Source organism: Bradyrhizobium sp. AZCC 1693 (genome assembly GCF_036924745.1).
Taxonomy (GTDB): Bacteria; Pseudomonadota; Alphaproteobacteria; order Rhizobiales; family Xanthobacteraceae; genus Bradyrhizobium.
Map to the genome: position 1 here is coordinate 2451842 of NZ_JAZHSD010000001.1, position 26057 is coordinate 2477898.

The 26057-nt window shown below is 62.4% G+C and carries 19 protein-coding genes and 2 pseudogenes; 8 read left to right on the forward strand and 13 right to left on the reverse strand.

The features are described from left to right. Window positions 1–117: 117 nt before the first annotated feature. A complete protein-coding gene (locus V1293_RS11935) occupies window positions 118–1290 on the reverse strand; it encodes a M20 aminoacylase family protein (protein WP_334509654.1) in 1173 nt (390 codons plus the stop codon). 246 nt (window positions 1291–1536) lie between these two features. Between V1293_RS11935 and V1293_RS11940 the strand changes: the two genes are divergently transcribed. Next, window positions 1537–3156: a GMC family oxidoreductase gene (locus V1293_RS11940; protein WP_334509657.1), complete on the forward strand. Its 1620-nt coding sequence runs from the start codon at window positions 1537–1539 to the stop codon at window positions 3154–3156. A 29-nt stretch (window positions 3157–3185) separates the two neighbouring features. On the opposite strand, the gene V1293_RS11945 is transcribed toward V1293_RS11940, so the two are convergent. Continuing rightward, complete coding sequence (locus tag V1293_RS11945; RefSeq protein ID WP_334509659.1) at window positions 3186–3668, reverse strand: hypothetical protein; 483 nt, start codon at window positions 3666–3668, stop codon at window positions 3186–3188. A 516-nt stretch (window positions 3669–4184) separates the two neighbouring features. On the opposite strand from V1293_RS11945, the gene V1293_RS11950 reads away from it, so the two are divergent. The 3 genes and pseudogenes from V1293_RS11950 to V1293_RS11960 all read left to right on the forward strand — a co-directional run bounded on the left by V1293_RS11950 (window position 4185) and on the right by V1293_RS11960 (window position 7453). Then, window positions 4185–5285 (forward strand): LLM class flavin-dependent oxidoreductase, encoded by a 1101-nt coding sequence (locus V1293_RS11950; protein ID WP_334509661.1) that lies wholly within the window; start codon window positions 4185–4187, stop codon window positions 5283–5285. Between the two features lie 88 nt (window positions 5286–5373). Beyond that, window positions 5374–5929: pseudogene (locus tag V1293_RS11955) on the forward strand (flavin reductase family protein). A gap of 228 nt (window positions 5930–6157) precedes the next feature. Next, window positions 6158–7453: a mannosyltransferase family protein gene (locus V1293_RS11960; RefSeq protein ID WP_334509663.1), complete on the forward strand. Its 1296-nt coding sequence runs from the start codon at window positions 6158–6160 to the stop codon at window positions 7451–7453. 270 nt (window positions 7454–7723) lie between these two features. Here the strand turns inward: V1293_RS11960 and V1293_RS11965 are convergent, their stop codons facing one another. The 3 genes from V1293_RS11965 to hpnO all read right to left on the reverse strand — a co-directional run bounded on the left by V1293_RS11965 (window position 7724) and on the right by hpnO (window position 11729). Then, on the reverse strand, window positions 7724–9595 hold the full coding sequence (locus V1293_RS11965; protein WP_334509666.1) for a sigma-54-dependent Fis family transcriptional regulator: 1872 nt from the start codon (window positions 9593–9595) through the stop codon (window positions 7724–7726). A gap of 157 nt (window positions 9596–9752) precedes the next feature. After that, the gene (locus V1293_RS11970) at window positions 9753–10025 is read right to left on the reverse strand and encodes a hypothetical protein (protein ID WP_334509668.1); all 273 of its coding nucleotides are present in this window, start codon (window positions 10023–10025) and stop codon (window positions 9753–9755) included. 312 nt (window positions 10026–10337) lie between these two features. Then, window positions 10338–11729, reverse strand: a complete 1392-nt coding sequence (hpnO, locus tag V1293_RS11975) for an aminobacteriohopanetriol synthase HpnO (protein WP_334509670.1) — start codon at window positions 11727–11729, stop codon at window positions 10338–10340. Window positions 11730–11832: 103 nt separating this feature from the next. Between hpnO and V1293_RS11980 the strand changes: the two genes are divergently transcribed. Then, complete coding sequence (locus tag V1293_RS11980) at window positions 11833–12507, forward strand: DUF2147 domain-containing protein (protein WP_334509672.1); 675 nt, start codon at window positions 11833–11835, stop codon at window positions 12505–12507. Here V1293_RS11980 and V1293_RS11985 read toward each other — a convergent pair. Continuing rightward, window positions 12475–15063, reverse strand: a complete 2589-nt coding sequence (locus V1293_RS11985) for an MMPL family transporter (protein WP_334509674.1) — start codon at window positions 15061–15063, stop codon at window positions 12475–12477. The two genes, V1293_RS11980 and V1293_RS11985, sit on opposite strands and share 33 nt — an antisense overlap. 444 nt (window positions 15064–15507) lie before the next feature. Between V1293_RS11985 and ispH the strand changes: the two genes are divergently transcribed. Both ispH and hpnH read left to right on the forward strand, forming a co-directional pair. Beyond that, window positions 15508–16434 carry a 4-hydroxy-3-methylbut-2-enyl diphosphate reductase gene (ispH, locus tag V1293_RS11990; RefSeq protein WP_334509676.1) on the forward strand — a complete coding sequence of 309 codons (927 nt, stop codon included), beginning with the start codon at window positions 15508–15510 and terminating at the stop codon, window positions 16432–16434. A 66-nt stretch (window positions 16435–16500) separates the two neighbouring features. Continuing rightward, on the forward strand, window positions 16501–17661 hold the full coding sequence (gene hpnH / locus V1293_RS11995; protein WP_334509678.1) for an adenosyl-hopene transferase HpnH: 1161 nt from the start codon (window positions 16501–16503) through the stop codon (window positions 17659–17661). A 101-nt stretch (window positions 17662–17762) separates the two neighbouring features. Here the strand turns inward: hpnH and V1293_RS12000 are convergent, their stop codons facing one another. The 6 genes and pseudogenes from V1293_RS12000 to V1293_RS12025 form a co-directional block, all read right to left on the reverse strand. Next, window positions 17763–18479: a phosphorylase gene (locus V1293_RS12000; RefSeq protein ID WP_334516706.1), complete on the reverse strand. Its 717-nt coding sequence runs from the start codon at window positions 18477–18479 to the stop codon at window positions 17763–17765. 23 nt (window positions 18480–18502) lie between these two features. Beyond that, window positions 18503–20502 (reverse strand): annotated as a pseudogene (shc, locus tag V1293_RS12005) (squalene--hopene cyclase). A gap of 65 nt (window positions 20503–20567) precedes the next feature. Next, window positions 20568–21821, reverse strand: coding sequence for a hydroxysqualene dehydroxylase HpnE (gene hpnE / locus V1293_RS12010; RefSeq protein WP_334509680.1), 1254 nt, complete (start codon window positions 21819–21821; stop codon window positions 20568–20570). Continuing rightward, window positions 21821–22660 carry a presqualene diphosphate synthase HpnD gene (hpnD, locus tag V1293_RS12015; protein ID WP_334509682.1) on the reverse strand — a complete coding sequence of 280 codons (840 nt, stop codon included), beginning with the start codon at window positions 22658–22660 and terminating at the stop codon, window positions 21821–21823. The genes hpnE and hpnD overlap by 1 nt, the downstream gene beginning before the upstream one ends. Beyond that, the gene (gene hpnC / locus V1293_RS12020; protein ID WP_334509684.1) at window positions 22657–23535 is read right to left on the reverse strand and encodes a squalene synthase HpnC; all 879 of its coding nucleotides are present in this window, start codon (window positions 23533–23535) and stop codon (window positions 22657–22659) included. The genes hpnD and hpnC overlap by 4 nt, the downstream gene beginning before the upstream one ends. A 193-nt stretch (window positions 23536–23728) precedes the next feature. Continuing rightward, entirely contained in the window at window positions 23729–23965 is a 237-nt protein-coding gene (locus V1293_RS12025; RefSeq protein WP_334509686.1) for a cysteine rich repeat-containing protein, read from the reverse strand. Between the two features lie 431 nt (window positions 23966–24396). Between V1293_RS12025 and V1293_RS12030 the strand changes: the two genes are divergently transcribed. Continuing rightward, window positions 24397–24900: a hypothetical protein gene (locus tag V1293_RS12030; RefSeq protein WP_334509688.1), complete on the forward strand. Its 504-nt coding sequence runs from the start codon at window positions 24397–24399 to the stop codon at window positions 24898–24900. Between the two features lie 58 nt (window positions 24901–24958). On the opposite strand, the gene V1293_RS12035 is transcribed toward V1293_RS12030, so the two are convergent. Then, complete coding sequence (locus V1293_RS12035; RefSeq protein WP_334509690.1) at window positions 24959–26017, reverse strand: hypothetical protein; 1059 nt, start codon at window positions 26015–26017, stop codon at window positions 24959–24961. Window positions 26018–26057 lie beyond the last annotated feature (40 nt).

A 26057-nucleotide genomic window follows, 5' to 3' on the forward strand; every position in this document is an offset into this window, starting at 1 on the left:
CTTAGCATGCAAGCGGCGGTCCACCCAACACTATGCCGCAGAGCCCCATTCCACCCGGGGGCTTGGCCGACCAGCGCTGGAAAAGCCCGGCGCAGCCTTAGCCCGCCCCTTGGCGGGTCACGCGGCCAGCGTGTTCTCGACCAGCTTGATCCAGTAGGAGGTGCCGAACACGATCGCCTCGTCGTTGAAATTGTACGCGGGGTGATGCAGCCCTGCGCTGTCGCCGTTGCCGCAGAAGATCAGCGCACCCGGCCGCTGCTCCAGCATGAAGGCAAAATCCTCGCCGGCCATCAGCGGCGGCATCACATGCACATTGGCATCGCCGGCGATGTCTCTGGCTGCCCGCGTCGCGACATCCGTCTGCAGGGCATGATTGACCGTTACCGGATAGCCGCGATCGTAGGTCAGATCGATCCTGGCGCCGGTGACCTGCGCCACGCCGGCGACGACCTCGCGGACCCGCCTTTCCACCATTTTCCGCACTTCACTGTCCAGTGTACGGACGGTGCCCGCCAGTTTCGCGGTTTGCGGGATCACATTGCGGGCGTGGCCGGCGTGAAATTCGCACATCGAAATGACAGCCGATTCCAGCGGATCGACGCTGCGCGACACGATCGACTGCAGCGCCGTGATCAACTGCGCGCCGACCAGGACGGAATCGATGCTTTTGTGCGGCTGTGCGGCGTGGCCGCCGCGCCCCTCGATCTTGATGACGACGGCATCGCCGCCGGCCATGATCGGACCGGGCCGGAGCGCGAACGCGCCGACCGGAATGCCCGGACCGTTATGCATGCCGTAGACCTGCTCGATACCGAAACGGTCCATCAGCCCGTCCTTGATCATTGCGACGGCGCCCGCGCCGCCCTCTTCGGCCGGCTGGAAGATCACGACCGCATCGCCTGCGAAATTGCGGGTCTCGGCGAGATAGCGCGCCGCACCCAGCAGCATGGCGGTGTGGCCGTCATGACCGCAGGCGTGCATCAGGCCCTTCGTCCTGGATGCGTAGGGCAGATTGGTCGCCTCGTCGATCGGCAGCGCGTCCATATCCGCCCGCAGCCCGATGACCTTCACGTCACCGTTGCCGGCGGGCCTGTTGCCCTTGATGACGCCGACGACGCCGGTGCGGCCGACACCGGTAATAACCTCGTCGCAGCCGAATTCCCGCAACCGGTCCGCCACCAATGCCGCAGTGCGGTGCACGTCGTAGAGCAGTTCCGGGTGTTCATGAATATCCCGACGCCAGGCCTGGATGTCGGGTTGAAACTCGGCGACGCGGTTGACGATGGGCATGGAGATAACAGGCTTTCCGGGGTTGAACGCTTCTGCCCCTGTAGCATGCAAGGGACGGTCCAACCACGCACCCTGCCGGCAGACCTCCCGTCCGAGTCGTCATGGCCGGGCTTGTCCAGGCTTGTCCCGGCCATCCACGTCTGACTAATAGGACAGAAAAGACGTGGATGCCCGGAACATCTGGCGCGAAGACGCGCTTCGCGCTTTTGTCCGGGCATGACGGCGTCGGTGGGTGGAAACTGAAAGATGCCGAAACGGCTTGAAGGTGATTTCGATTATATCGTGGTTGGCGCGGGAACAGCCGGCTGCATCATGGCCAACCGGCTGTCGGCGGATCCGAAAAACCGCGTGCTGATCCTCGAGGCCGGCGGCAACGACAACTGGATCTGGTTTCATATCCCGGTCGGCTATCTCTTTGCGATCGGCAATCCCCGTTCGGACTGGATGTTTCGGACCGAGCCGGAGCCCGGGCTCAATGGCCGGTCGCTCGCCTATCCCCGCGGCAAGGTGATCGGCGGCTCCTCCGCTATCAACGCCATGATCTCGATGCGGGGACAGGCCGCCGATTACGACCACTGGCGTCAGCTCGGCCTGACCGGCTGGGGCTATTACGATGTGCGGCCGCTGTTCAAGCGGCTGGAGGATCATTTCCTGGGCGAGAGCGAACATCACGGCACCGGCGGTGGCTGGCGCATCGAAGCGCCGCGATTGTCCTGGGAGGTTCTCGACGCGGTCGGCGACGCCGCCGAGGAAATGGGCATCAGGCGCATTGCGGATTTCAACACCGGCGACAATGAGGGCACGAGCTATTTCCACGTCAACCAGAAGCGCGGCCGGCGCTGGTCTTCGGCGCGCGGCTTTCTCAAGCCGGTGCTGAACCGCGGCAATCTGCGGCTGGAAAAGAACGTGCTGGTCGACCGCCTGATCGTCGAGAATGGCCGCGCGGTGGGCGTGCGCTTCATCCAGGGCAATGAAGTGGTCGAGGCGCGCACCAAGGGCGAAGTTGTTTTGTGTGCGGGATCAATTGGATCGACGCAGGTGCTGCACCGATCCGGCATCGGGCCGGCCGACTGGCTGTCGCCGCTCGGCATCGATGTCGTGCTCGACAAGCAAGGCGTCGGCCGCAACCTGCAGGACCATCTGCAGCAGCGCGCGATCTACAAGGTTTTTGGCGTCCGCACGCTGAACGAGACCTATTACAATCTGATCCGGCGCGGCCTGATGGGACTCGACTACGCCTTCCGCCGCCGCGGCCCGCTGACCATGGCGCCGTCGCAGCTCGGCATCTTCACCCGCTCCGACCCGCGTCGCGAGCGCGCCAACATCCAGTTCCACGTGCAGCCGCTGTCGCTCGACAAGTTCGGCGATCCCCTGCATCGTTTTCCCGCGATTACCGTCAGCGCCTGCAATCTGCAGCCGACCTCGCGCGGCACGGTACGCATCCGCTCGGCGAAGCCGGACGAGGCGCCATCGATCGCGCCGAACTATCTCTCGACCGACGACGACCGCCAGGTCGCCGCCGACGCCATCCGCACCACGCGGCGGCTGATGAAACAGAAGCGGCTCGAACGATATCGGCCGCAGGAGTATCTGCCCGGCCCGAGCGTCGGCGACGACGACGCATCGCTGGCGAAAGCCGCCGGCGATATCGGCACCACGATCTTCCATCCGGTGGGGACAGCGAAGATGGGCACGGCGAGCGATCCGATGGCCGTCGTCGACGAGCGGCTGCAGTTCCACGGCATCGCGGGCTTGCGCGTTGCAGATGCGTCGGTGATGCCGACGATTACGTCGGGCAACACCAATACGCCGACGGCGATGATCGCGGAGAAAGGCGCCGCGATGATCCTGGAGGATGCGCGATAGCGCCCTGCGTTAGCGGATTTACCTCTGGGCTATCCGACGCCAATTTTCGCGTGCACGCGCGCTGAAAGCGCAAGATCATCGTTGGTGGCGTACAATTCCAGGAAAGGAATGGTTGTCTTGACGACAATTCGATCCCGCCACTGATCGATCAGTTCGGCCAGTTCCCTCGTTTCCAGCGGATCGAGTTCATTGCGCATATGATAATATCCGACGAGGTAGAGTTTCGTCGGCGACACGCCGATGCTCTTTTGCACCAAAGCAAATGCATCCTCGCCCCTGATCTTTTGCGGGTAGACCGGAAAATAGATACGACCGGTATTCCTGGTGCCCTGAAAGGGCCCTTTCAGGCAAACGGATATCGAACCAATTTGGTCCAACAGACCTTGAACCGCCTCCGCACAGCGAACGAGGTCGGCCTCCGAAATGCCGCTAGCGAGCGTTGCGTGCAACCTTGATCGGCGCAATTCGCAAAGCTCCCACGCAATCTTTGGCGCGAAGCCTGATGACTTCATGGTCCGCTCAAGCGCCTGAACCTGGTCGGATCCGAGAAAGGCACCCGCGGAAATTGGCATCACCAGCGCATAGCGCGTCTTCTCGTAGGTACCGTTTCGATAATCGCGACCGTCGATCTCGCTGATGACGGCAGGATGACCGGCATTGACGAGCGGGAGGTGCGCGAGCCGGTATCCCTCGTCGAAGACGACGCCTTCGCCGGGCTGGAATGTCCTTCTCGCTGACCGATAGGCCATCATCGAGTCGTCGCAGTAAGTTATGGCTGGCATGCGTCCCTGCTCCGCGGTCTGCCGTACATGCCGGCAGCGCTTTATGTCTCACGATTCAAGACTTGTCTTGCGACAAGTGAGACGCGCGCCCGCCGTCGCTCGTGGGGCCGCGGGGATTTTGCGCCCGAACGCCGGCCGTTTCCGGGAGAATTGAGCCCGATCCCTGCTGGCACACCGCTTGCTCCATGCCCGGAACCGCGCATCAAGACGCGTCCGCAGGCAGTAGAAACCATCGAGGAGAACGCCATGGAGATTGGATATTTCACGATGCCTTCGCATCCGCCGGAGTGTGGATTGAAGGAGGGGCAGGACTGGGACCTCCTGGTCCTGCGCTGGCTCGACGAACTCGGCTATCAGGAGGCCTGGATCGGCGAACATCATACCGCGCCCTGGGAGCCCCACCCCGCGCCGGACCTGTTGATCGCGCAGGCCCTGCTGCAGACCAAGAACATCCGCATCGGTCCCGGCGGATTCCTGCTGCCCTATCATCATCCGGCCGAGCTCGCCAACCGCGTCGCGATGCTCGATCACCTTTCCGAGGGACGGCTGAATTTCGGCGTCGCCGCCAGCGGTCTGCCGAGCGACTGGGCGATGTTCAATGTCGACGGCATGAGCGGCCAGAACCGCGACATGACGCGGGAGGCGCTGGAGATCATCCTGAAGCTCTGGAGCGATCCCGCGCCCTTCACCTACAAGGGCAAGTTCTGGACGGTGACAAAGCCGGACACGATGTTCGATTTCCTCAAACCTCACATCAAGCCGGTGCAGGCCCCGCATCCGCCGATCGGCGTCGCCGGGCTTTCCAAGAACTCCGATACGCTGAAGCTGGCCGGCGAGCGCGGCTTCATCCCGATGAGCCTCAACCTCAATCCGGCCTATGTCGGCAGCCATTGGGACTCGGTGGAAGCGGGTGCGGCGAAAGCCGGTCGCAAGGCGAACCGGCAGGACTGGCGGCTGGTGCGCGAGGTGTTCGTCGCCGATACCGACGAGGAAGCCTGGAAGCTCTCAGCGGGCGACATGATGGGCCGGATGATGGGCGAATATTTCCTGCCGCTGCTCGGGCATTTCGGCTTCAAGGATTATTTGAAGCACGCGCCCGAGGTGCCTGACAGCGACGTGACGGTCGACTATTGCGCGCGGCGCAACTGGATCGTCGGCTCGCCGTCCACCGTCGCCGAAAAGATCGAGACCATCTATCAGGAAGTCGGCGGTTTCGGCGTGCTGCTGGTGTTCGGCTTCGACTACAAGCACAAGCCCGAGGCGTGGCGCCATTCGCTCGAACTGTTGCGGCATGAAGTGATGCCGCGGCTGAAACATCTCGGCGCCGACCGCATCAAGGCGGCGTGACAATGAAAGCAACGGATGCGGGACGATCGTTCCGCATCCGCTGGTCCGCGTTTGACCACAACCACCCGCATTATTCCGGAATCGAGGCATGAGCATCGACGCGCCAAGTTTCAAGCAGGCCATGCGCGAATGCGCCGGCGCCGTTGCGCTGGTGACGGTAGGCACGGCGCCAGGGCAGGCGCACCGGCCTGACGGTGACGTCGGCCTGCTCGCTTTCCGACGAGCCGCCATCGCTGATTGCCTGCGTCAACCGCAATGCGAGCGCGCATGCGCGCATCTGCGCGGAGCGCGCCTTCGCCGTCAACTTCCTGCAGGAGGAGCACGCGATGCTGGCGCTGACCTTCAGCGGACAGAAGGGCATCAACGGCGACGATCGCTTCGCCTTCGGGCGCTGGACCACCGGCGTCACCGGCACGCCGATCCTGGAGGATGCCGTCGCGGCCTTCGACTGCGTGCTGACGCAGGAATTCGAAACAACAACCCATTCGATCTTCATAGGCGAAGTACGAAAGGTGTCGGTGTCGGCGCAGACTACGCCCCTGCTCTATCTCCGCGGAAGTTTTCACGGCACGCGCGAAATACGCGATGCACTCTCGCTCGGCGACGTCGATGCCAGACGGCTGAGCTGGAGCGATTTTTCCTGACGCCTGTCCGCATCGCAACGACCTGCGTCGTGTACTCACAGACCGGTGGCGTAACGCACCGAAGTTGATGTTGGCTATCCTCCTAAACCGCCGCGGTTGCTGCGCAGCAGCGAAATGGCGTGATGGGCTACAAGGCGACAACATTCAGACGGCCTAACCAGGTTCTCTCTTTCCCTAGAAGCAAGAAGCAGACATAACGGTTCCCACAGCCCGCGTCTCCGAGAGTCGATGCCGACCTACAGTCCGGCCAGGATCCATCTCAACGCAGGACGTTCGGAAGTCTGCCGCGTCATGCCCGTCAAATGTCAAATCGATACACCTGGGGCAATTGATCTTGGGTTCATACCGAGCGATGGTATGGACATGGAGATGCGCTATCCGATCTGGAAGGATCCTTCTTGGCTTCCCTATTGTTTGGCCATCCTGATATTTTTTTGTTCGCGGGTGGTGGTCGCACTCGGACTTGTGTTCTCTCAAAAATACTTGCCCTCCGGGCCCGATGTCTGGTCTGCGGGACCGCTCTGGTACCACCAATTGCTGCAATGGGATTCGGAATGGTATTTCAAGATCGTCACAGATGGCTATCAGTATAACGGCGATCCGAGTGTTCAACAGAACATCGTATTTTACCCGCTGTATCCGATGCTCGCACGGGGCCTGGCGACGATTAGCGGTCTCACGCCTGCGGATGCATTGCTGTTGGTATCGAACGTCGCGGGATTGCTCGCGATCGTCGCCCTTTTCAAGCTGGTTCGCGAGGAATTTGGCGATCAACAGGCTCTCGCCACAACCGCGCTGCTCAGCTTCTTTCCCGCTTCGGTCTTGCTATCGGCCGGGTATACCGAGCCCTTGGCACTGCTGCTAATCGTCTCGTTCTTTCTTGCTTTGAAACGAAAATACTACTTGTCGGCAGCACTGCTTGCAGGCTTGGCAGTCTCTACTCGATCGACGGGCGTTGTCCTGTTGCCTGTCCTTCTTTGGGAGATGTGGGCCAATCGCTATCAGACCAAGTTCCTCCTTGCCCTCCTGCCATGCGTCCTTCTTGCGACGTCGGGCTTCTGGCTATTCATGATCTACCTCTGGAGCGCTTTCGGGACTCCATTTGCTTTTGCGGATGGGCAGGCGGCTTTCCATCAAGGAACGACGCTAGCGACAAGATTGATTGCGGCACTAAAGCTTGAGCCGTTCACACGAATGATGCTCAATGATTGGAATCCTTGGGGACAAGCGAGCTGGTTTACATTATTGTTCATTATCCTGATTGTCCTGGGCTGGTCTCGACTGCGCTCAAGCTGGACACTGTTCGCCATGGCTGTCCTGTTGCTGCCATATCTGACACTCAGCGGTGGGCCGGCAGGCTTCGTCTCAATGAGTCGATTTAATCTCGTTTCATTTCCCCTGTTTGTGACGTTGGCTGGTTTAGGATTGCGAGCAAAGTGGTTTTTGGCAGGAGCGATAGGACTCTTCGGCGCATCCTTGTTCATGAACACCGCCTTGTTTGCTCGTAGAATTTGGATTGGTTGATCGCTACAAATACTCGCGATGACATGCTGAGCAGCGACCCAGTTTCACACTGCGTGTCTGCCATAGATTTTTCAGATCGAATGTTCGCTTCGGGTCGCTTTCGACCGCATCTGCGGGCTTTGCCTGCCATTAATGTCCGCCATTGCTCCGAGAGCAACCGGTGGCGCCCTAGAGCCTTTTCCGTTCCGATGGAATCGGAACGGGGCTCTAGATTTTTGATTTGACGCGTTTTCTTGACGCGAACCGGTCTCCACTTCGCTGGAAAACGCTCTAGTGCGGGTTTGTATCGATCTTCAGCAGCTTGATCTTGCGGTAGAGCGTGGCGCGGCTGACATGCAGCGCCCGCGCGGCATCAGTGACGCGCCCGCCATGGCTGCGCAGCGCTTCGGTGATTTCGGCCCGTTCAGCCGCGGCGGAATCCGTCTCGGCCGCGCGGCCGCCGAACGGCGGCAGATCGAGATCGGCATCCGTGATGACGCCATCCTCGGCCGTGCAGCCGGCGAGCCGCAGCGCGTGGCGGAGCTGCCGCATGTTTCCCGGGAACGGATAGGCCAGCAGCATCGACCAGGCCGCGGGCGCAAGCCGGCAATCCGGCGCCTCCTCGCGTGCGATCAGCGCGATCAGATCGGCCCTGTCGGCGCGCTCCCGCAAGGCGGGCAGCCTGATTTCCAGGCCCCGCAGCCGGTAGTAAAGATCTGCGCGAAAGCTGCCGGCCTCCGCCATGCGGCCGAGATCGCGATGGGTCGCGCTGATGAGGCGGATGTCGACGGCCACCGGCTTCAGCGCCCCGAGCGGCCAGACCTCGCGATTTTCGAGCACGCGCAACAGGCGCGTTTGCAGCGCGATCGGCATGTCGCCGATCTCGTCGAGGAACAGCGTTCCGCCGTCCGCCTGGACGATCAGACCTTTCGATCCGTCGCGCCGCGCGCCGGTGAAGGCGCCGGTCTCATAGCCGAACAATTCGGCATCGATCAGGCTCTCCGGCATCGCCGCGCAATTGAGGGCTACATAGTTTTGCCGCGCGCGGCTGCTCGCGGCATGGATGGCGCGCGCGAATACGTCCTTGCCGACACCGGTCTCGCCGCGCAGCAGGATCGGCAGGTTGTGATCGCCGATGCTCTTCAGGCGGTTCACGCCCCTGATCAGCACCGGATCGCTGCCGGCGAGCTGGTTCAGGCGATCAAAGCGGCCTGCCGGAACTTCGCGGCGCTGCACCGGTGGAAGCCGCGCCGGTTTGGCGCGAAGCGGCGGCGCCACGTGCCCCTGCCCCAACGAACTGCCGTCGGCGCGATGAAGGTCGACGCGGCCATCCGCCATGCCTGCGGCTTGATTGTCGAACCTGACGACATCGGACAATGCGATACCGGACTCGAGCAGGCTGTCGGTCAGTGCCAGCATCGATCGTGCAGAGCGGCAGGCGCCGACGAGCCTGCGGTCGTCGTCATAGGCAATCAGGCCGCTGCCGCCTTCGCCCGGCACCGTTGCAATCCAGGCGTTGCGAAAACGCCGGCGGAAGATCGACCGCTCGATCCGGCGCGTGGCTTCCATGGTGACCGCCAGCGCGAGCTGGTGCGCGGCGCGGCTGAGGTCGTCGCGGCAGGACGTGATGTTGACCGCGCCGGCGAGACGGCCGCCATGGTCGAACAGCGGCGCCACGGCGCAGCTGAAAATGCCCCATTGCTCGCGAAAATGCTCATCGCGATGCACCAGGATCGGCTTCTGCTCGGCGAGCGCGGTGCCGAGCCCGTTGGTCCCCTCGAACGATTCCGAAAAATTCGACCCCGTATAGACCTTCCATTGCAGGAACATCCGGTCATCGGTCCCGCCCGGAAGGCGGCTGATCAACATGGTCGCGTTGGGGTCGGCCAGGTTGACGCAATATCCGGCGTCGCGCAGGACCCGCGCGATATCCTCCAGTTCGGGAACCGCGGCCCGGATCAACTCCTCCATCGGTTCGGCGACGTGCCTTACTTCGGCTTCGGTAAAGGTCTGCGGCGGCCCGCGGCGGGCGGGATCGAGCTTGTGGTCGATCAGGCAGCGCCGCCATGAATTCGCGATCCGCGAACCGTTATCGATGTCGGCCACCTGATCGGCGACGGACAAAACGCGGGCGACATGGTTCGAAGCCGAAAGGCTGGCCATGCGGACGTCTCCACCCCTGTAGCGCTGTGCAAAGTCTGGCACCGCAGGCATGGAAGTCAATCGTCAAGCGGGACGCCGACGGCCTTGACCGGCCCGCATCGCGTGATCCTGCCTGGAGGCACGGAACCGACCAGCATCGGCAGGCAAGCCGCTTGCGCTACTGCGCCCTGCGATAATGCCTTGGCGCGACCGACCTCTGCCGCAGCCGCGGCTCGGGTGCGGGCATAGCTTGGCCGTAATAGGCATTGGAATTGTAATAGGCACTCGATTGATCGAACGATCGGTACGCCGGCCTTCCGCCGAGTACGTCGGCATTGGGGTGAAAGAAGGAGTAGGCGCCGGGCTCCTGGATCGCGGGCTGTGCGAACACGGGCGTTGCGATCGCCGTCATCAGAAGTGCGGCGGCGAGTGTTGGGATGGACCTGGTCATCGGTGAGATCCTTTTTGTTAGTCACTCCGTCCAATTGGGTATCGCAGCGCAAAAGCGGATAGCTGTACGATGGTTTCACCGCGATGTGAAAAGCCGTGCTCAAAAGTCGCGACGGCGTGAGTGCGAAGTCTATTTTCGCCAGCAAATGCGCGGAATATTCGCCTACAAATGAAACGATGGACGCGACGCTTTCGCTATTGCGTGGCCGTGCTGCAGGGCGGATCAGCGAAGCGTAATCCGCCAACAAGCACGATGGTGAGACTTGCGGCGGATTAGGCTTCGCTAACTAATCCGCCTTACGACGGCGCGCGATTACGCCGACTTGCGCACCGCGTTGTCGACCAGCGTCTTGCCGAGCGACCAGATCGCACCGGGGACCTTGTGGCTGGCGGCGATGACGTCGTCGAACGACTTTTCGATCCAGCTGCAGTCTTCTTCCGTGATCACGAGCGGCGGCAGCAGCTTGATGGTGTGGCTGCCGTGGCCGGAGACCTGCGTCAGGATCTTGTGATCCTTGAACAGCGGCACGGTGATGAGCTGGCAGAACAGGCCCTTGTTGGCGGTCTCCAAGAGATTCCAGGAAGCCTTCAGCCGCAGCGATTTCGGCGGACCGAACTCGATGCCGATCATCAATCCTTTGCCGCGCACTTCCTTCAGCAATTCATAGCCGGGCACCATGCGGGTCAGCGCGAGGCGAAGTTCGGCGCCGCGCTTGGCGGCCTGCTCGACCAGCTTTTCGTTTTTGATCACGTCGAGGGTTGCGATACCGGCGGCCATCGCCAGATCGTTCTTCGCAAAGGTCGAACCGTGCACGACCGCGCGGTCCATCTGGTTGAAGATCTTGTCGAAGATGTGCTTGCGCGTCAAAAGCGCGCCGACCGGCACGTGACCGCCCGACAGCGCCTTCGCCAGCAGCACCATGTCGGGCTCGACGTTCCAGTGCTCGACCGCCAGGAATTTTCCGGTGCGGCCGACGCCGGTCTGGATTTCGTCGGCGATGAAGATGGTGCCGTATTTCTTGCACAGCGCGGCGGCGCCCGGCAGGAATTCGTCCGTGGGCAGGTTGACGCCCTTGCCCTGGATCGGCTCGACGATGAAGGCCGCGACCTGACGCGACGACAGTGACTGCTCGAGTGCGGCAAGATCGTTGAAGGGAATCTGCGTGCATCCCGGCAGCAGCGGCTCGAATCCGCTGCGGAAATTCGCATCATCCATCAGCGACAGCGCGCCGTAGGACAGGCCGTGGAAGGAATGCGAGCAGGAGACGATGCCCGGGCGGCCAGTCGCGCCGCGCGCGAACTTGATCGCGGCCTCGACGGTCTCGGCGCCGGAATTGGCAAAGAATACCTTGTCCAGATATGGCACATGCTCGAGCAGGCGTTCCGCCAGCACGCCGGCGAGCGTGGACACATCAAGTTGAACCAGATTGGGAAAATCGCTGTCGAGCACGCCTTTCAGCGCCTCACGCAACGCCGGATGATTGCGGCCAATCGCAAAAACGCCAAATCCGCTCAGTAGATCGAGATAGCGGGCCCCGTCCCGATCGAACAGGTATTGACCTTGACCCTTCTGAAAACCCACATCGTAGCCGATGGTCTTCAGCACCCGGACGAGCTGTTCATTCAGGTGTCGCGCATGCAGGGAACTGCGTTGCGCCTGCCGCTCTACAAACAGCTCCGAAACATCTAGATATGAATCTGGCATTGGCTACATACGTCGGTTGATGGCCGTTTCGTCAACTGAAAACGCTCAATGCGGCGTTTTGACCCCCGCCTTTGGATCATCTACTTAAACATAGGTTTGGACCATGTTGCACTGCCCAAGAACCATCGCGCGTACAATAGTTTATTCGGGAATCATTTTAGCCACAGGTGTTAACTTGGCGCTGGCCGCCGACCCCACCGGTGACTGGAAAGTGGCCGATGGTGTCGCCAACATCCGCGTCGCCCAATGTAACGGCAACATGTGGGGGGTCGTCGCCTGGGAAAAGACGCCGGGCGGCAAGGACAAGAACAATCCGGATACCGCAAAGCAGAGCCGGCCGACCCTGGGCATGCCGATCCTGATCGACATGAAGAAGAAGCCCGGCGTCGATGCGTGGGAGGGTGAAGTCTATAACGCCAAGGACGGACAAAACTACAGTTCGACCATCAAGCCGGTTGGGACCGACCAGCTCGAGATTCAAGGCTGCGTACTCGGCTTTCTGTGCGGTGGGGAAACCTGGACCCGTGTCGGTCCGCCGATCCCCTCAAGCCCCACCAACAGCATGGCCAAGGGCGCGCCAAAGGGTCCAGCCGGTGCGCCGCCCAAGACCGCAGCTCCGGCGCCTGCGCCGGCGGCGCCGAAGACCACGGGTGCGGTCAATCCTGCTCCCGCGCCGAAGGCCGCGCCCGGTCAGAAGCAGGCGGCGGCCGCGCCCGGCCAACCCGCCGATATCGGCGATATCTGCCTACTTCCCGACATCGCGCGGTTTGCCCATTAGCGCCGGCTGGAACAGCAGCACCGCGGCCAGCGTGATGATGAACGACAGCGCCAGCAGTTTTCCCATGCTGGCGGTGCCGGGATGACTGGATAGCCACAGGCTTCCGAAGGCGGTCGCGGTCGTCAGCGCGGAGAAAAAGATCGCGCGCGTCAGGCTCGACTGCAGCAGGTTGGTTCTGCCCTCGCGCCAGGCCGTGACATAGTAGATCTTGAAGGCGACGCCGACGCCGAGCAGCAGCGGCAATGCGACGATGTTGGCGAAGTTGAGCGGCAGCTCGATCAGCACGCAGAGTTCCAGCGTCACCGCGCCGGCCACCAGCAGCGGCACCATCGTCATCAGCACGTCGGAGATCCGCCGCAGCGTCAGATAGAGCAACAGGCTGATCACCAGCAGCGCCCAGATGCCGGCATGGATGAACGCCTTCACGATGGTGTCGCCGGATTTGAGGATCGACACCGGCCCGCCGATCGCATTCGGCTCGGCCGCCAAAACCGCATCGGCAAATCGGCGCAAATTGTCGTTGTCGTTGGGATCGCCCTTCGGCAGCGCCTCGACGCGAATCAACCCATCCTTGGATTTCCAGCTGTTCAACAGTTCCGGCGGCAGCGTCTTCAGCGTGACGGGGCCTGCCTGCATCGTGTTCCTGAGCTGATCGAATACGATCTTGAGCGGGACAACGAAAATGTTCTGCGCCTTGTCGCGCGTCGCCTGGTTGCTGCCGGCAAGGTTCGACAGCGCATCCGCCAACCTTCGCGAGGCAACCGCGCCCGGCCCCTTGCCTTCGCCGGCGGTCCTGCGCAGGCTGTCGACCGAACTCTTCAGCGCCTCCACATTCTCTTCATCGGTGGGCGCGGCATCGACAGAGTCGGGATTGAGCGCGGGTCCGACCACCCTCGCCGCCTTCGCGATCAGCTGCAGCTTCGCCGGCTGATCCTCAGGGACAAAACTGTCGATCGACATCACGCGCAGGACTTCCGGCAACTTTTCCAGCCGCGCCTCGATCTTCTTCGCTTCCGCTTCCGAAGTGGTCAGCACGTTGATGGCGTTGGCGCCGGTGTTGGGGTCCTTGCGCAGGTCGAGGAAGGTCGCGATCGATTCAGCCTTCGGATTGCGCAGGTTGATCGGGTTGAAGTCGAACTTCATGAAATAGAGCAGCGGCAGGCCTGCCACGACGAGGAGCAGCGTGCCGACGACGATGATGACGCGATGCCTTTCGAGGAATTCGTCCACGGGCGCCAGGAAGGCGTAACCGACCGGCTCGCTTTCACCGGGCGGGTGAAGCAGCTTCAGCATGGCAGGCAGGGCCGTGATGCTGGTGATGAACGCGATCAGCATGCCGGCGCCGGCAATCTTGCCGAGTTCGGAAATGCCCTTGTAGTCGGTCGGCAGGAAGCACAGGAAGCCGGCGGCGGTCGCCATCGCGGCGAGTGAAAGCGGCACCGCGCAACGTCGGGCCGCGCTCTCCAGCGCCAGCGCCATATCCTCGTTCTTGAAACGCTCGGAACGGTAGCGGACGCTGAACTGAATGCCGAAATCGACGCCGAGGCCGACGAACAGCACGGCAAAGGCGATCGACAGCAGGTTCAGCGATCCCACCATCATCAGGCCGACGGCCGTCGTGGTGGACAGGCCGATGAACAGGTTTACGAACACCGCGAAGATGATCTTCGAGGAATGCAGCGCCATCCAGAGAATGACGAGGACAATGAGCACCGTGACGACGCCATTGACGATCGCGCCGTCCTGCACGGTCGAATATTCTTCATTCGCGATCGGAACCGGGCCGGTCAGACGCACACGCGCGCTGTACTGACCCGCAAAATTGAGATCGGTGGCGGCTTGCCGGATTGCGTCGGTCGCATCCTTGCCGGGTTCGAGCGCGTTATAATCGAGCTTCGGCTTGAACTCGATGAAGGCGCGGCGGTCCGCATCGGTCAAAGGCTTGTCGTTGACGAGTTCGCGCCAGGAGAACGTTGCCGTCCCCTTGTTGAGGATTTCCTCGACCGTCTGGCTGATCAGGTTGAAGGGCCGCTCGGTATTGTCGAGCTTGACCTGCCCGCGCTTGACGCCGGCAAGCCCGGTTTCCAGCGCGCCGGTCAGGCCGCGGATCGAGGGATCGCCGGCCATGATCTCGATCAGGGGGGCGGCAGCTTCAAGCTGGCCGGCGACCTTGCCGACTTCTTCCACCGGCAGAAACAACAGCCCGTTTTTTTCGAAGAACTCGCCGGAACCCAGCGGCTGCACCGATTCGAAATGGTTGGTGTCGCCGGAGAGTTTTGTGGCCAGCGCCTTGCTCGCGGCGCTGGCGAGCTCGGGAGTCGGCGCCTCGACGACGGCGAGAATCAGTTTTTCGCGGTCGAACGCATGCTCGAATTGATTGTCGCGCTTGCGCCAGTCGAGGTCGGGCGAAATCAGCGTATTGATGTCGGTGTTGATGGCGAAATGCCGGGCGGCATAGTAGCTCCCTCCGACCGCCAGCAGCAGGGCGACGATGACGACGAGAGTGGCAAACCGCGTACAGGTTCTGACAATGGAGACAACAATACTGGTCAGCACTTCGTTTCTTTCTGAATCTCAAGGAGAGCTGGGCGAAAACGCCCGCTGTCTAGCGGAGTTCCCGAAGCCGATCTAATGTTGTTTTGGTTACTTCCCCGAGGGTTCAAGCGGAGCCGCCAAAACAGACCGGAACAGGCATGCGGGGGCCGGTATAGCCCGTCCGAATGGGCGATAAAGTGACGAACCGGTGAGGAGCAACGCTTCACAGGAAGCGGGTATTGGTATTTTGTTACCAATTCCTTGGTAACCATTGCGCGATCGACCTTTTCTATCTGCACGATTTTTGACACATAGTCCTGCGCTTCCATCTACTTGGGTGGGGATTACCTACGGGTTCCGGTCATGGTGCGGATATTGCAGAATCCGGATGTGACCGGCTGCACGGAGACCTACGGGTGAATTTGCGAGTTCAGTACCTGGTGCAACTATCGTAATGGACATCCCATGGAAGTATATCTAGCGCAGCCCCGCGGATTTTGTGCGGGCGTCGTGCGTGCCATCGAAATCGTTGAGCGCGCGCTCGAGAAATACGGTCCGCCGGTCTATGTCCGGCATGAGATCGTGCACAACAAGTACGTGGTCGAAAGCCTTAAGGCCAAGGGCGCGATCTTCGTCGAGGACCTGTCAGAGGTTCCGCCGCTGGCGGTAACCGTGTTCAGCGCCCACGGCGTGGCCCGCAGCGTCGAGGAAGAGGCCGCCGCCCGCGGCCTGCCCGTCCTCAATGCCACCTGCCCGCTGGTCACCAAGGTCCACAATCAGGGTAAGCGGTATATGTCCAAGGGCCGTACCCTGGTACTGATCGGGCATGCCGGCCATCCCGAGGTCGAGGGCACGATGGGCCAGGTTCCGGGACCGGTTCTGCTGGTCCAGAACGTCGAGGACGTGGCCGCCCTGCCCCTCCCCGTCGACGCCCCGGTGGCCTATATCACCCAGACCACCCTCAGCGTGGACGACACAAAGGACATAATTGCCGCCCTTCAGGCCAAATTTACAGATATTCAAGGCCCCGACATCCGGGATATCTGCTATGCGACACAGAACCGCCAATCTGCGGTAAGGGACCTAAGTAAGCTGGTGGACGTCATTTTGGTGGTGGGGGCCGCCAATAGTTCCAACTCAAACAGGCTTCGCGAAATCGGCACCGAGGTCGGGGTCGCGAGTTATCTCATTGCCGACGGGAGCGAGTTGAACCCCGATTGGCTGAAGGATGCGAAAGCCGTCGGCATTACGGCGGGCGCCTCGGCGCCCGAAGTTTTGGTCGACGACGTGATCGAGGCTTTGAGGCGTATCGGACCCGTCAAGGTGTCGGTACTTCCCGGCCGGGAAGAAAATATCGAGTTCCGTCTTCCAGCCGAACTGACTGCGGGTTGATCCACTTCAAGAGTTCCAGGTCTGGGCTCCAGGCCCAGACTCAAGTCCAGAAAGAAAATCTCTCAAATGGCAATACCGTTCTTCAAGGAAATGCGTATCGGCGGCTATCTGATCAAGCAGAAGTTGCTTGGCCGGAAGCGCTATCCGCTCGTGCTGATGCTTGAGCCGTTGTTCCGCTGCAACCTCGCCTGCGTTGGCTGCGGCAAGATCGACTATCCCGACGCGATCCTCAATCGCCGCATGTCGGCGCAGGAATGCTGGGATGCGGCCGATGAATGCGGCGCGCCGATGGTGGCGATCCCCGGCGGCGAGCCGCTGATCCACAAGGAGATCGGCGAGATCGTGCGCGGCCTCGTGGCGCGCAAGAAATTCGTCTCGCTCTGCACCAACGCGCTGCTGCTGGAGAAGAAGCTCGACCTGTTCGAGCCCTCACCCTATCTGTTCTTCTCGGTGCATCTCGACGGCCTCAAGGACCATCACGACAAGGCAGTGTCGCAGAAGGGCGTGTTCGACCGCGCGGTTTCCGCGATCAAGGCCGCGAAGGCGCGCGGCTTTACCGTCAACGTCAACGCCACGATCTTCGACGGCCATCCGGCGGAAGAGATCGCAAAATTCCTCGACTTCACCACCGAGCTCGGTGTCGGCGTCTCGATGTCGCCGGGCTACGCCTATGAGCGCGCGCCGGACCAGGAACACTTCCTCAACCGCACCAAGACCAAGAAGCTGTTCCGCGACGTGTTCGCGCTCGGCAAGGGCAAGAAGTGGAATTTCATGCATTCCGGCCTGTTCCTCGACTTCCTGGCCGGCAACCAGTCTTACGAATGCACGCCGTGGGGCATGCCGGCGCGCAACATCTTCGGCTGGCAGAAGCCGTGCTACCTGCTCGGCGAAGGCTACACCAAGACCTTCAAGGAATTGATGGAGACCACGGACTGGGAAACCTACGGCACCGGCAAGTATGAAAAGTGCGCCGACTGCATGGCGCATTGCGGCTACGAGCCGACGGCCGCCAACGCCGCGCTGGTCAATCCGCTGAAGGCGATGTGGGTCGCGCTGCGCGGTGTCCGGACCACCGGTCCGATGGCGCCGGAGATCGATCTCTCCCAGCAGCGCCCGGCGCAGTACATCTTCTCCGAACAGGTTCAGAAGAAGCTCTCGGAAATCCGCCGCGACGAGGCGGCTGCCGCCGCCGCGAAGCAGCAGGAAAAAGCCTCCACCGCCGCCTGAGCGGGATAAGCGAAAAGATCAGGGCCTCGGTTCTTGCGTGAACCGAGGCCCTTTTTTTGTTTGACGCCTTCGAAAATTCAAAAGCCGGATACGTGCGCGGATCAGATCTCCGCGGCAGCGAGGCTCTCGCCGTGCAGGAAGCCGCGGCAGCCGCGCAGGGAGCGCAACGCGCGGTTGAAATCGATTCCCGTCGAGACCAGCGCGCGCAGCGAGGTGGGATTGCGCGCAACCCCGCGCAGCACCTTGCGGAGGTCGATGTCGCCATTCGGCTTGATGGCGCTCTTGGCCAGCGCCGGAAGCGCCCGGCTCGCAGGATCGGAGATGACCCGTAATGCGGCGAACGGCAAGCCAGCCTTGGCCGCATAGGCCGCAGCAATATGGCTTTCCATATCAACCGCTGCCGCGCCCGTCTCCGAATGCAGCGCGGCCTTGCAGGCGGCCGCCGCAATCACCTGTTCAACGCCGGCCAAGCCACCGCGGACCACGCGCCGGCGACGAAGTGCCGCACGGGCGATCAACTCCTCATTCAACGCCAGACCAGCCAGAAAACGGGTGTCGCCGGCCATAACCTCGGTCGCTACCACCACGTCGCCGGACTTCAGCGACGGATCCAGCCCGCCGGCGACGCCGAACGAAATGACACCCCTGAAAGTAGTGGAATCCAGCGTTGCCAGCAATGCGCGCAATTGCTGCGGGTCACTGGAACTGCAGATGACGATCATGCCGGGGCCGGCCGCAATGCGGGCCTCCTGCACCAATCCTGTTACGATCAAAACCGGCCGCGGATCATTCGAGTTGCGATCAACCGAATTGTCCACGATCGCGGCGGCCCCCGCCCCAGTCACATCCCGACCCCTACCACCCTGCTGTTGGTGCTCTTCAAATTCCGATACCGCGCCAGCGCCCAGAGCGGAAAGAACTTCGAGTAGCCATGATAACGCAAATAAAACACCCTCGGAAAGCCCGTAGCCGTGTAGCGCGCCTCGTCCCAGAGCCCTTTCTCCGTCTGTGTGGCTTTTAGGTACTCCACACCCCGCACGATTGCCGGGCTCTCGACCTCGCCGGCCGCCATCAGTCCAAGCAAGGCCCATGCCGTTTGCGAGGAGGTCGACGGGGCGTCCTCGAATCCCTTGTAGTCCAGCCGATAACTGACGGCATCCTCGCCCCAGCCGCCATCCCTGTTCTGGATCGAGACCAGCCAGTCCACAGCCTTGCGCATCATCGGGTCATGGTGGTCGACGCCTGCGGCGTTGAGCGCACACAGCACCGACCAGGTTCCGTAGATGTAGTTGAGACCCCAGCGGCCGTACCATGACCCTTCCGCGAGCTGGGTGCGGCGCAAATAGGCGATCCCGTCCGCAACCGCCTTGCTGGTTTGTGCGGTCTCGCCAAGTTGCGCCAGCATCGAGATGCAGCGCGCGGTGACGTCCTCGGTCGGCGGGTCGAGCAGCGCGCCGTGGTCGGAGAACGGGATGTTGTTGAGGTAATATTCGAGGTTGTTGACATCGAAGGCGGCCCAGCCGCCATCGCGGCTCTGCAGGCCCTCGATCCACTCGCGGCGCCGCGCGCAATGGCGGTGTCGTATTCCTTGCTGCCGGACGCTCGCCGCGCGCGGTCCATCGCCATCACGACCACAGCGGTGTCGTCGAGATCGGGATAATAGTCGTTGTTGTACTGGAACGCCCAGCCGCCCGGACGCACATCAGGCGCCTTCGCCGCCCAGTCGCCCTTGAGATCGAGCACCTGCCTCGGCTTCAGCCAATCCAGGCCCTGCTCCATCTTCTTGATCGTGTCTTCGCCGCCGGCTTCCGCCAGCGCGTGGCAGGTCAGCGCGGTGTCCCACACCGGAGAGACACAGGGCTGGCAATAGGCCTCGTGCTCGCCGATCACGAGCAGCTTCTCGATGCCCTTGCGGGTAACCGCACGCGGCGGAAAATCCGGCCCCTTGCCGAGCGCGTCATACATCATGACGATGTTGGCCATCGGCGGATAGATCGCGCCCATGCCGTCTTCGCCGTTGAGCCTCTCTTCGGTGAAAGCGAGCGCCGCATCGATCGCGCGCTGCCGCAGCTTTTTCGGAAACAGCGGCTCAATGACCCGCAGGATCCTGTCGAGCGTGCTGAACAGCGTGAACCAGCCCCAGCTCTGGTGCGGCGCCTTCGGCGTCATTCCGACCGACTTGGGATCCTGCAGGAACAACTCGTCGACGCCGACGCCCTTGGGATTCTTCGCCAAAGGCTTCAACGCCGCCATCACCATCAGCGGCACAATCGTGGTGCGCGCCCAGTAGGAAATCTTGTTGATATGGAACGGCGACCACATCGGCAGCAGCATTATCTCGACCGGCAACACCGGCACCGCGCGCCAGCTCAACACGCCGTAGAAGGCCAGCAGAAAGCGCGTGAAGACGTTGACGCGGGCCGCGCCGCCGTGGCTGTGGATCGCTTCGCGCGCACGCACCATGTGCGGCGCATCGATGGAATCGCCGATCATCTTCAGCGCGAAATAGGATTTGACGCTCGCGCTCATGTCGAACGGGCCGTCCTGCACCAGCGGCCAGCCGCCGTGATTGCCTTGGGTGCGGCGCAGATAGTTCGCGATCTTGGCTTCGAGCGCGCTGTCGACGGGCTCGGCGAGATAGTGGCGCAGCAGGATGTACTCGGCCGGGATCGTGCTGTCGGCTTCCAGCTCGAACACAAAGTGTCCATCCGATTGCCGATAGCCGAGCAGCGCCTCGGTCGCTGACGAGATGCTCTTCTCCAGCGCGACGGGGTCGACTGTCGCGACGGGGTCGACTGTCGCGATGGGGTCGCCTGCAATAGTTTTGTCTACGGAAAGCATATCGCCAGCATCCCTCTATTCACGCGCGGGCTCTGTGAAGCCGGTCACGCAACTCCTGTCAGGCCTCAAGGCCTCGCCAGAACCAGATCGGCGGCGCGGTCACCCGACCGCACCGATCCTTCGATGGTTGCCGGCAATCCCGTATCAGTCCAGTCGCCGGCGAGAAACAGGTTATTGAATGATGTCACCGCCCCCGGGCGTAGCGCGTTCTGCTCCGGCGTAGCCTCGAACGTCGCGCGACGCTCGCGCACGATCTGCCATGGCGGCAACGGCAGGTCGCCCTGCAGGCCGGCGGCCTTGCAGACATCCCGCCAGATCGCCAGCGCGAGTTCTTCGCGCGGCATGTCGACAAGCCGGTCGCCATTGCTGATGGTGACCGACAGCCGCTGCGGGAATGCGAACAACCATTCCACGAGGCCACCGACCACGCCGAGGATCGGCGCGGCATCGCGGGGCGGATCGAAGCGAAAATGCGCATTGACGATGGCGCGGAATTTCGACGGCGTCTTCAGGCCCGGCAACAGACCCGCGGCCGGGCGCGGCGGCACCGCCAGCACCACGACGTCGTCGGGGCCGAGCGCAATCGCGTCGCTGCCGAATTTCAGTTCGCCGACGGCGTTGCCTGTCGTCGCGAATTCGCGCAGCTCATGGCCGAGTTGGACCGAGGCGCCCTTGTCCTGCAACAGCTTGATCGCCGGGTCGACCAGTACCGCGCTCAAGCCGTCGCGCGCGATCAGCGGCCGGCAGGCCTGGCCGCCCGCCAGCAACGTTTCCCGCACGATCGCGCCGGCCAACCCCGCGGAGCCCTCGGGCGGATCGACATTGAGCGCGGCCAGCAGCAGCGGCTGCACCAGCCGCTGGTACAGCGTACCTTTGCAGGGGATCGTATCGCCGACCAGCTTTCCGGTGCCTGCCCAGACCAGCGGCGCCAATGCGAGATAATCGAGCAGCTTGGTATCGGGGACACGGCGCGCCTCGTCGAACACCCATAGCGGCAATTTGCCGTCGCCGAGATCGAGCTGCCAGCGCTGGCCGGTCATGATGTCGACGAAGGGAAACTGCGCAGCCTTCGGCCCGACCAGCCCCGCCTCGGTGCCGATCGATCTGGCATAGGCCAGCGCATGCCGGTTGCCGGACAACAGCAAATGGTTGCCGTTGTCGATGGTGAGATTGGTGGCCGCGTCGAAATAGGACCGGCAACGGCCGCCGATCTGCTGCGTGGCCTCGTGGACATGCACCCGGTAATTGGCGTTGGCCAGCCGCACGGCGGCCGAAAGGCCGGAAATGCCAGCGCCGATAATATGAGCGTTTTTCTGCATCAGATGATCGCGTAACGGAGAAGGATGGCGATCTTCGCCCATTTGTGGACGCGGACCGGCTCGCGCGGGGCGGCAAAGCCCCGGGCCAGCAACAGGTCCAGGATCGCGCGGTAATATTTCGACATGATCCGCGGCGCGCGCACCACGCGGCGCGAATTGCGTTTCATGATCTCATCGGCCTTTTCGAAATGCTTTTTCGCCCGCTCGGCCAGCGGCAGGCAAACCTTGGGAAGTGCGCGATCGGCAGTCACCTTCTGCGGATTGTCGCTGGTGATGCCGGCGAGCAGCAGGCCTTCGCGCGGCAGATAGAGCCGGCCGAGGCCGGCGTCTTCGTCGATGTCGCGCAGGATGTTGGTCAATTGGAGCGCGCGGCCGAGATGGTGGGCGAGCAGGATGCCGTCTTCCTCGGGCATGCCGAACACCCTGACCGACAGCCGCCCGACGGCGCTGGCGACGCGATCGCAATAGAGATCGAGGGTCGCAAGATCCGGCGCACGAATGTCCTGTGGCACGTCCATCTCCATGCCGTCGACCACAGCGAGAAAATCCTCGCGCTTGAGGCCGAAGGTTTTCACCGAGGCGGCGTAATCTTGCAGGCGCGGCGGCGGATGACCGTGATATAGCGCATCGATGTCGTCGCGCCATTGTTGCAGCGCAGCCAGCCGCTCGGGCCGCGGCCCGTCGGAATCGGCGATGTCGTCGACCTGCCGGCAGAAGCTGTAGATCTGGAACATTGCCTCGCGCTGGTTGCGCGGCAGGATACGCATCGCGGCATAGAACGAGCTGCCGGACGCGGTGGAGCCGTAATCTGCGTTGGCCGCCGCCGTCTGCATCGTCATGCGCCGGCCGCCGGTTTTGTCTGGGGACGGCGTCCGGCGGCACGCCTGATCATTTCGCTGATCATGCCTCCGATGCTCTGCACGAGCAATTCGGGCTTGCTCAGGTGCACCCGCTCGCTCAGGGGATCGCGCACCTTCAGCATGCCGACGATCTTGTCGGCAAAGGCCTGGATCACGGCAATCTCGAGCCCGAGCCGGAAATCCTTCACCTCGGCGCTCAGCGACTTGCTTTCATTGAGCAGGGTTTCGGTGCGCACCGCGAGCGCCTGCAGGCCTTGCAGCAGCGCCGGCTGCGACTTCGCCTCGCCGAGCATCTCGACGGTGGCGCCGCTGGCGGCCAGCGCATCGCGCGGCAGGTAGACGCGGTTGAGATTTTTGTAGTCCTTGGCGCAATCCTGCAAATGGTTGTTGATCTGCAGTCCCGCGCACAGCGCGTCTGACGCGGCCCAGGTCGAAGTGCTCTCGCCATGGACGTCGAGCATGAAGCGGCCGACCGGCATGGCCGAATAGCGGCAATAATGAATGACGTCGTCCCAGTTCTCGTAGCGCAGCTTGGTGACGTCCATCCGGAACGCGACCAGCACGTCGAGCGCGTGGCGCGGCGCCATGGCGCGCTCGGCAAAAGCGCGGCGCAGGCTGACCGCCTCCGGTTGCGTGTCGCCCTTGCCCAGCAATTCGGCCTCGAGCAGGTCGAGATAACGCAGCTTCTCGTCCGCGCCGAGTGTCGTGTGGTCGGCGATATCGTCGGCCGTCCTGACGAAATTATAGAACGAGAGGATCAGCGCCCGGTGACGCGGATGAATGATCCACGACGCGACTGGAAAATTCTCGTCGCGGTGGGTCTTTCCGGATCGCAGATCGCTCGCGGTGGTCATCAAGAACTGGCTACATCAATCGGGATTGGCCGCATGCGCCGATGCTTCAGCGCATGCGAGGAGATCGCGAGCCCCATATAGGGGAATACGTCGCCAAAACCAATGCTATATGGGCTGATTAGCCCCGCCCGTGACGCGCGTCATAGAGCTGAAAATGGCTATTCCGCGAGGGTTAACGGACGCTGGCCGCGCCTTATTGACCGTTGCTCTTGAGGACCTGATCGCAGGCGGTGCTGATCTTGGAACGATGTTCCTTCAGACACGCCAGGATAGTGAAATCGCCCTGGTCGATCACGGGACGGCAGAACTTCTGCACGTCGCGGGTGCAGGCCTTCTGTTCCTCCGGCGTTCCGCTGCGTTGCTGCTGGGCGAAGGCTCCGGACGAAGCCGAGACCGACAACAGGGTGAGTGCGAGGAGAAATTTACGCATCGTATTCCTTCATTTCGGCAGCAAGAAATCCTGTTCCTCAATCTGCGCCGGAACAGATTTGTTTGGATGGCAGGCGCGCCGCGTAACGCAGCAACGAACGAATGACAAGCATGGTAAATGCGGACAAATTTACGGCGACCTTTTCGGCGACCCAAGCACCTTTAATAACCGACTGATACTTAACGTGTATTTCTGCCACACTTTGCCGACAATTGGTTGTTGCAGACGATGCGATGCAAAGCTAGATGCTGCGCCGACGGAGTCGGTTTGAATGCTTCCATTCCACTCGGCCGACTGTGCACTTTTTCGTGCCGAGATCGCCGGAAACCGCACTCTGTCATTTGAACCTAAGATACTGCGGGAATACTAAATCTTCGATGCGGCGAGACGTATCTTGCAAGAGAAGCGTCTATTTTATGGGAAAACTCACGATGAAACTGCTTGGTTCCAGCTTGCTCGGTCAGGCTCTCGCAGCGGCCGGCGTCGGCGCCGCGCTCTTGTTATCGGCCACCGCCGGCCACGCCCAGGCGGGAGGCCCGTTCGCCGGCTTTGACGGAAACTGGAGCGGCACCGGCACAGTCGCGCTCTCCAACGGCACCACCGAGAACATCCGCTGCAAGGCCGACTACAAGGTCAACGCCAACGGGCTCGGCCTGAAGCAAAATCTGCACTGCGCCAGCGACAGCTACAAGTTCGACCTGTCGAGCGACGTCACCAGCCAGGGCGAACGCATCTCCGGCAACTGGAGCGAAAAGAGCCGGAATATCTTCGGCAATCTGCAGGGTACCGCGGGCGGCGGCCAGATCGAGGTGTTCGTCGAGGCTTCTGGATTCGCCGCGAACCTGAATTTGAAGACTAACGGCAACAAGCAGAGCGTACAGATCGACTCCAAGGGCGAAATCCGCGGCGTCAAGATCACGATGACGAAGAGCTGAGGCTGCCCCTTTGAAACAGTGTGAATGGCAGCGCCCCGGCGCTGCCTTTTCATTTTGATCAGCCGAATTTCCAGCGCCAGCAGGGGTCGCCGCGGTCACGGCGTTGCGTCACTTCGACGCGCATGAAGCGATCATGCGCAAGTGCTGCCCCCACCCACAATTCGTTCCAGGCATCGAACACTTGAGGCGACAGCGCCTCGCGTTCCGCCATCAGGCGCCACGACGTCTGGCGCACGGTCGCGGCTGAGCCTTCCAGCTGCAACTCCGCGTCGTCGTCCTGCCCGCGGGCCAGCCGGGCGAAGGCGTTGGCGAAACCGGCCGCGCCCGCTTCCACGCCGCCCAACAGCCGGGCAACCTTATCGAAGGTGTGCATCCCGACGAGCCGCGCCGCGGCGCCGGCGAGATGGCCGCCCTCCTCCGGGCCGAGCACGGCGATCGTTTCCGGCACGATCGAGGTGACGTACTCCATCGCATAATTGCGAAGCACCTTCTGCAGCCGCTCCTCCGGCCATGTGTTCGCGGGAAGGCGCGGCGCGAGATCAGCCTGGAACGGCGGACAGCGCTCGCCGGGCGAAAACTGCAGCCGCTCCTCGGGCGCGAGATCGTGAGCCCACTCCTTGTAGTAACCTTCCAGCCCCGGCTGGCCGTCGACGGTCTGTCCCGTACAGACGAAGCCGAGCCTGGGATTGCCGAGCACGACGCCGTTATTGGCGTGCCATCCGCGCAGCATCGCCCGCGAGACTTCGGAAGGGATGCCGCAGATCGCAGTGCCGGACCAGATCCAGCGCGGCGGCGGATAGCGCACCCAGGCCTTGGTGTCGCTCTCGTAGACATACTCGACCTTCACGCCGCCGACCTGGTTCGACAGATAATGATATTTCGCGCACGCCACCGCATGCGGAAGCTGGTCGAGGCCGAGCTTCTTCAATCCGGGAAGGAAGCGCGCCAGTTGCTGCCGCCGAAAGGTGCGGAACACCACCTCGGCCGCGCGCGGCGCGCCCGCCCGCGACGCAAGCATCAGGATCAGCCCGGTGAGATAGGAATGATAGATGTGCTCGACCGCACGGTAGGCGGCCGCGTCGGCCGCAGGGCGAACAGCTAATCCTGCAGACGTCATTCCTCGGCCCCTCTCGGCTGCCGTTGGCCGGCAGCCCTTG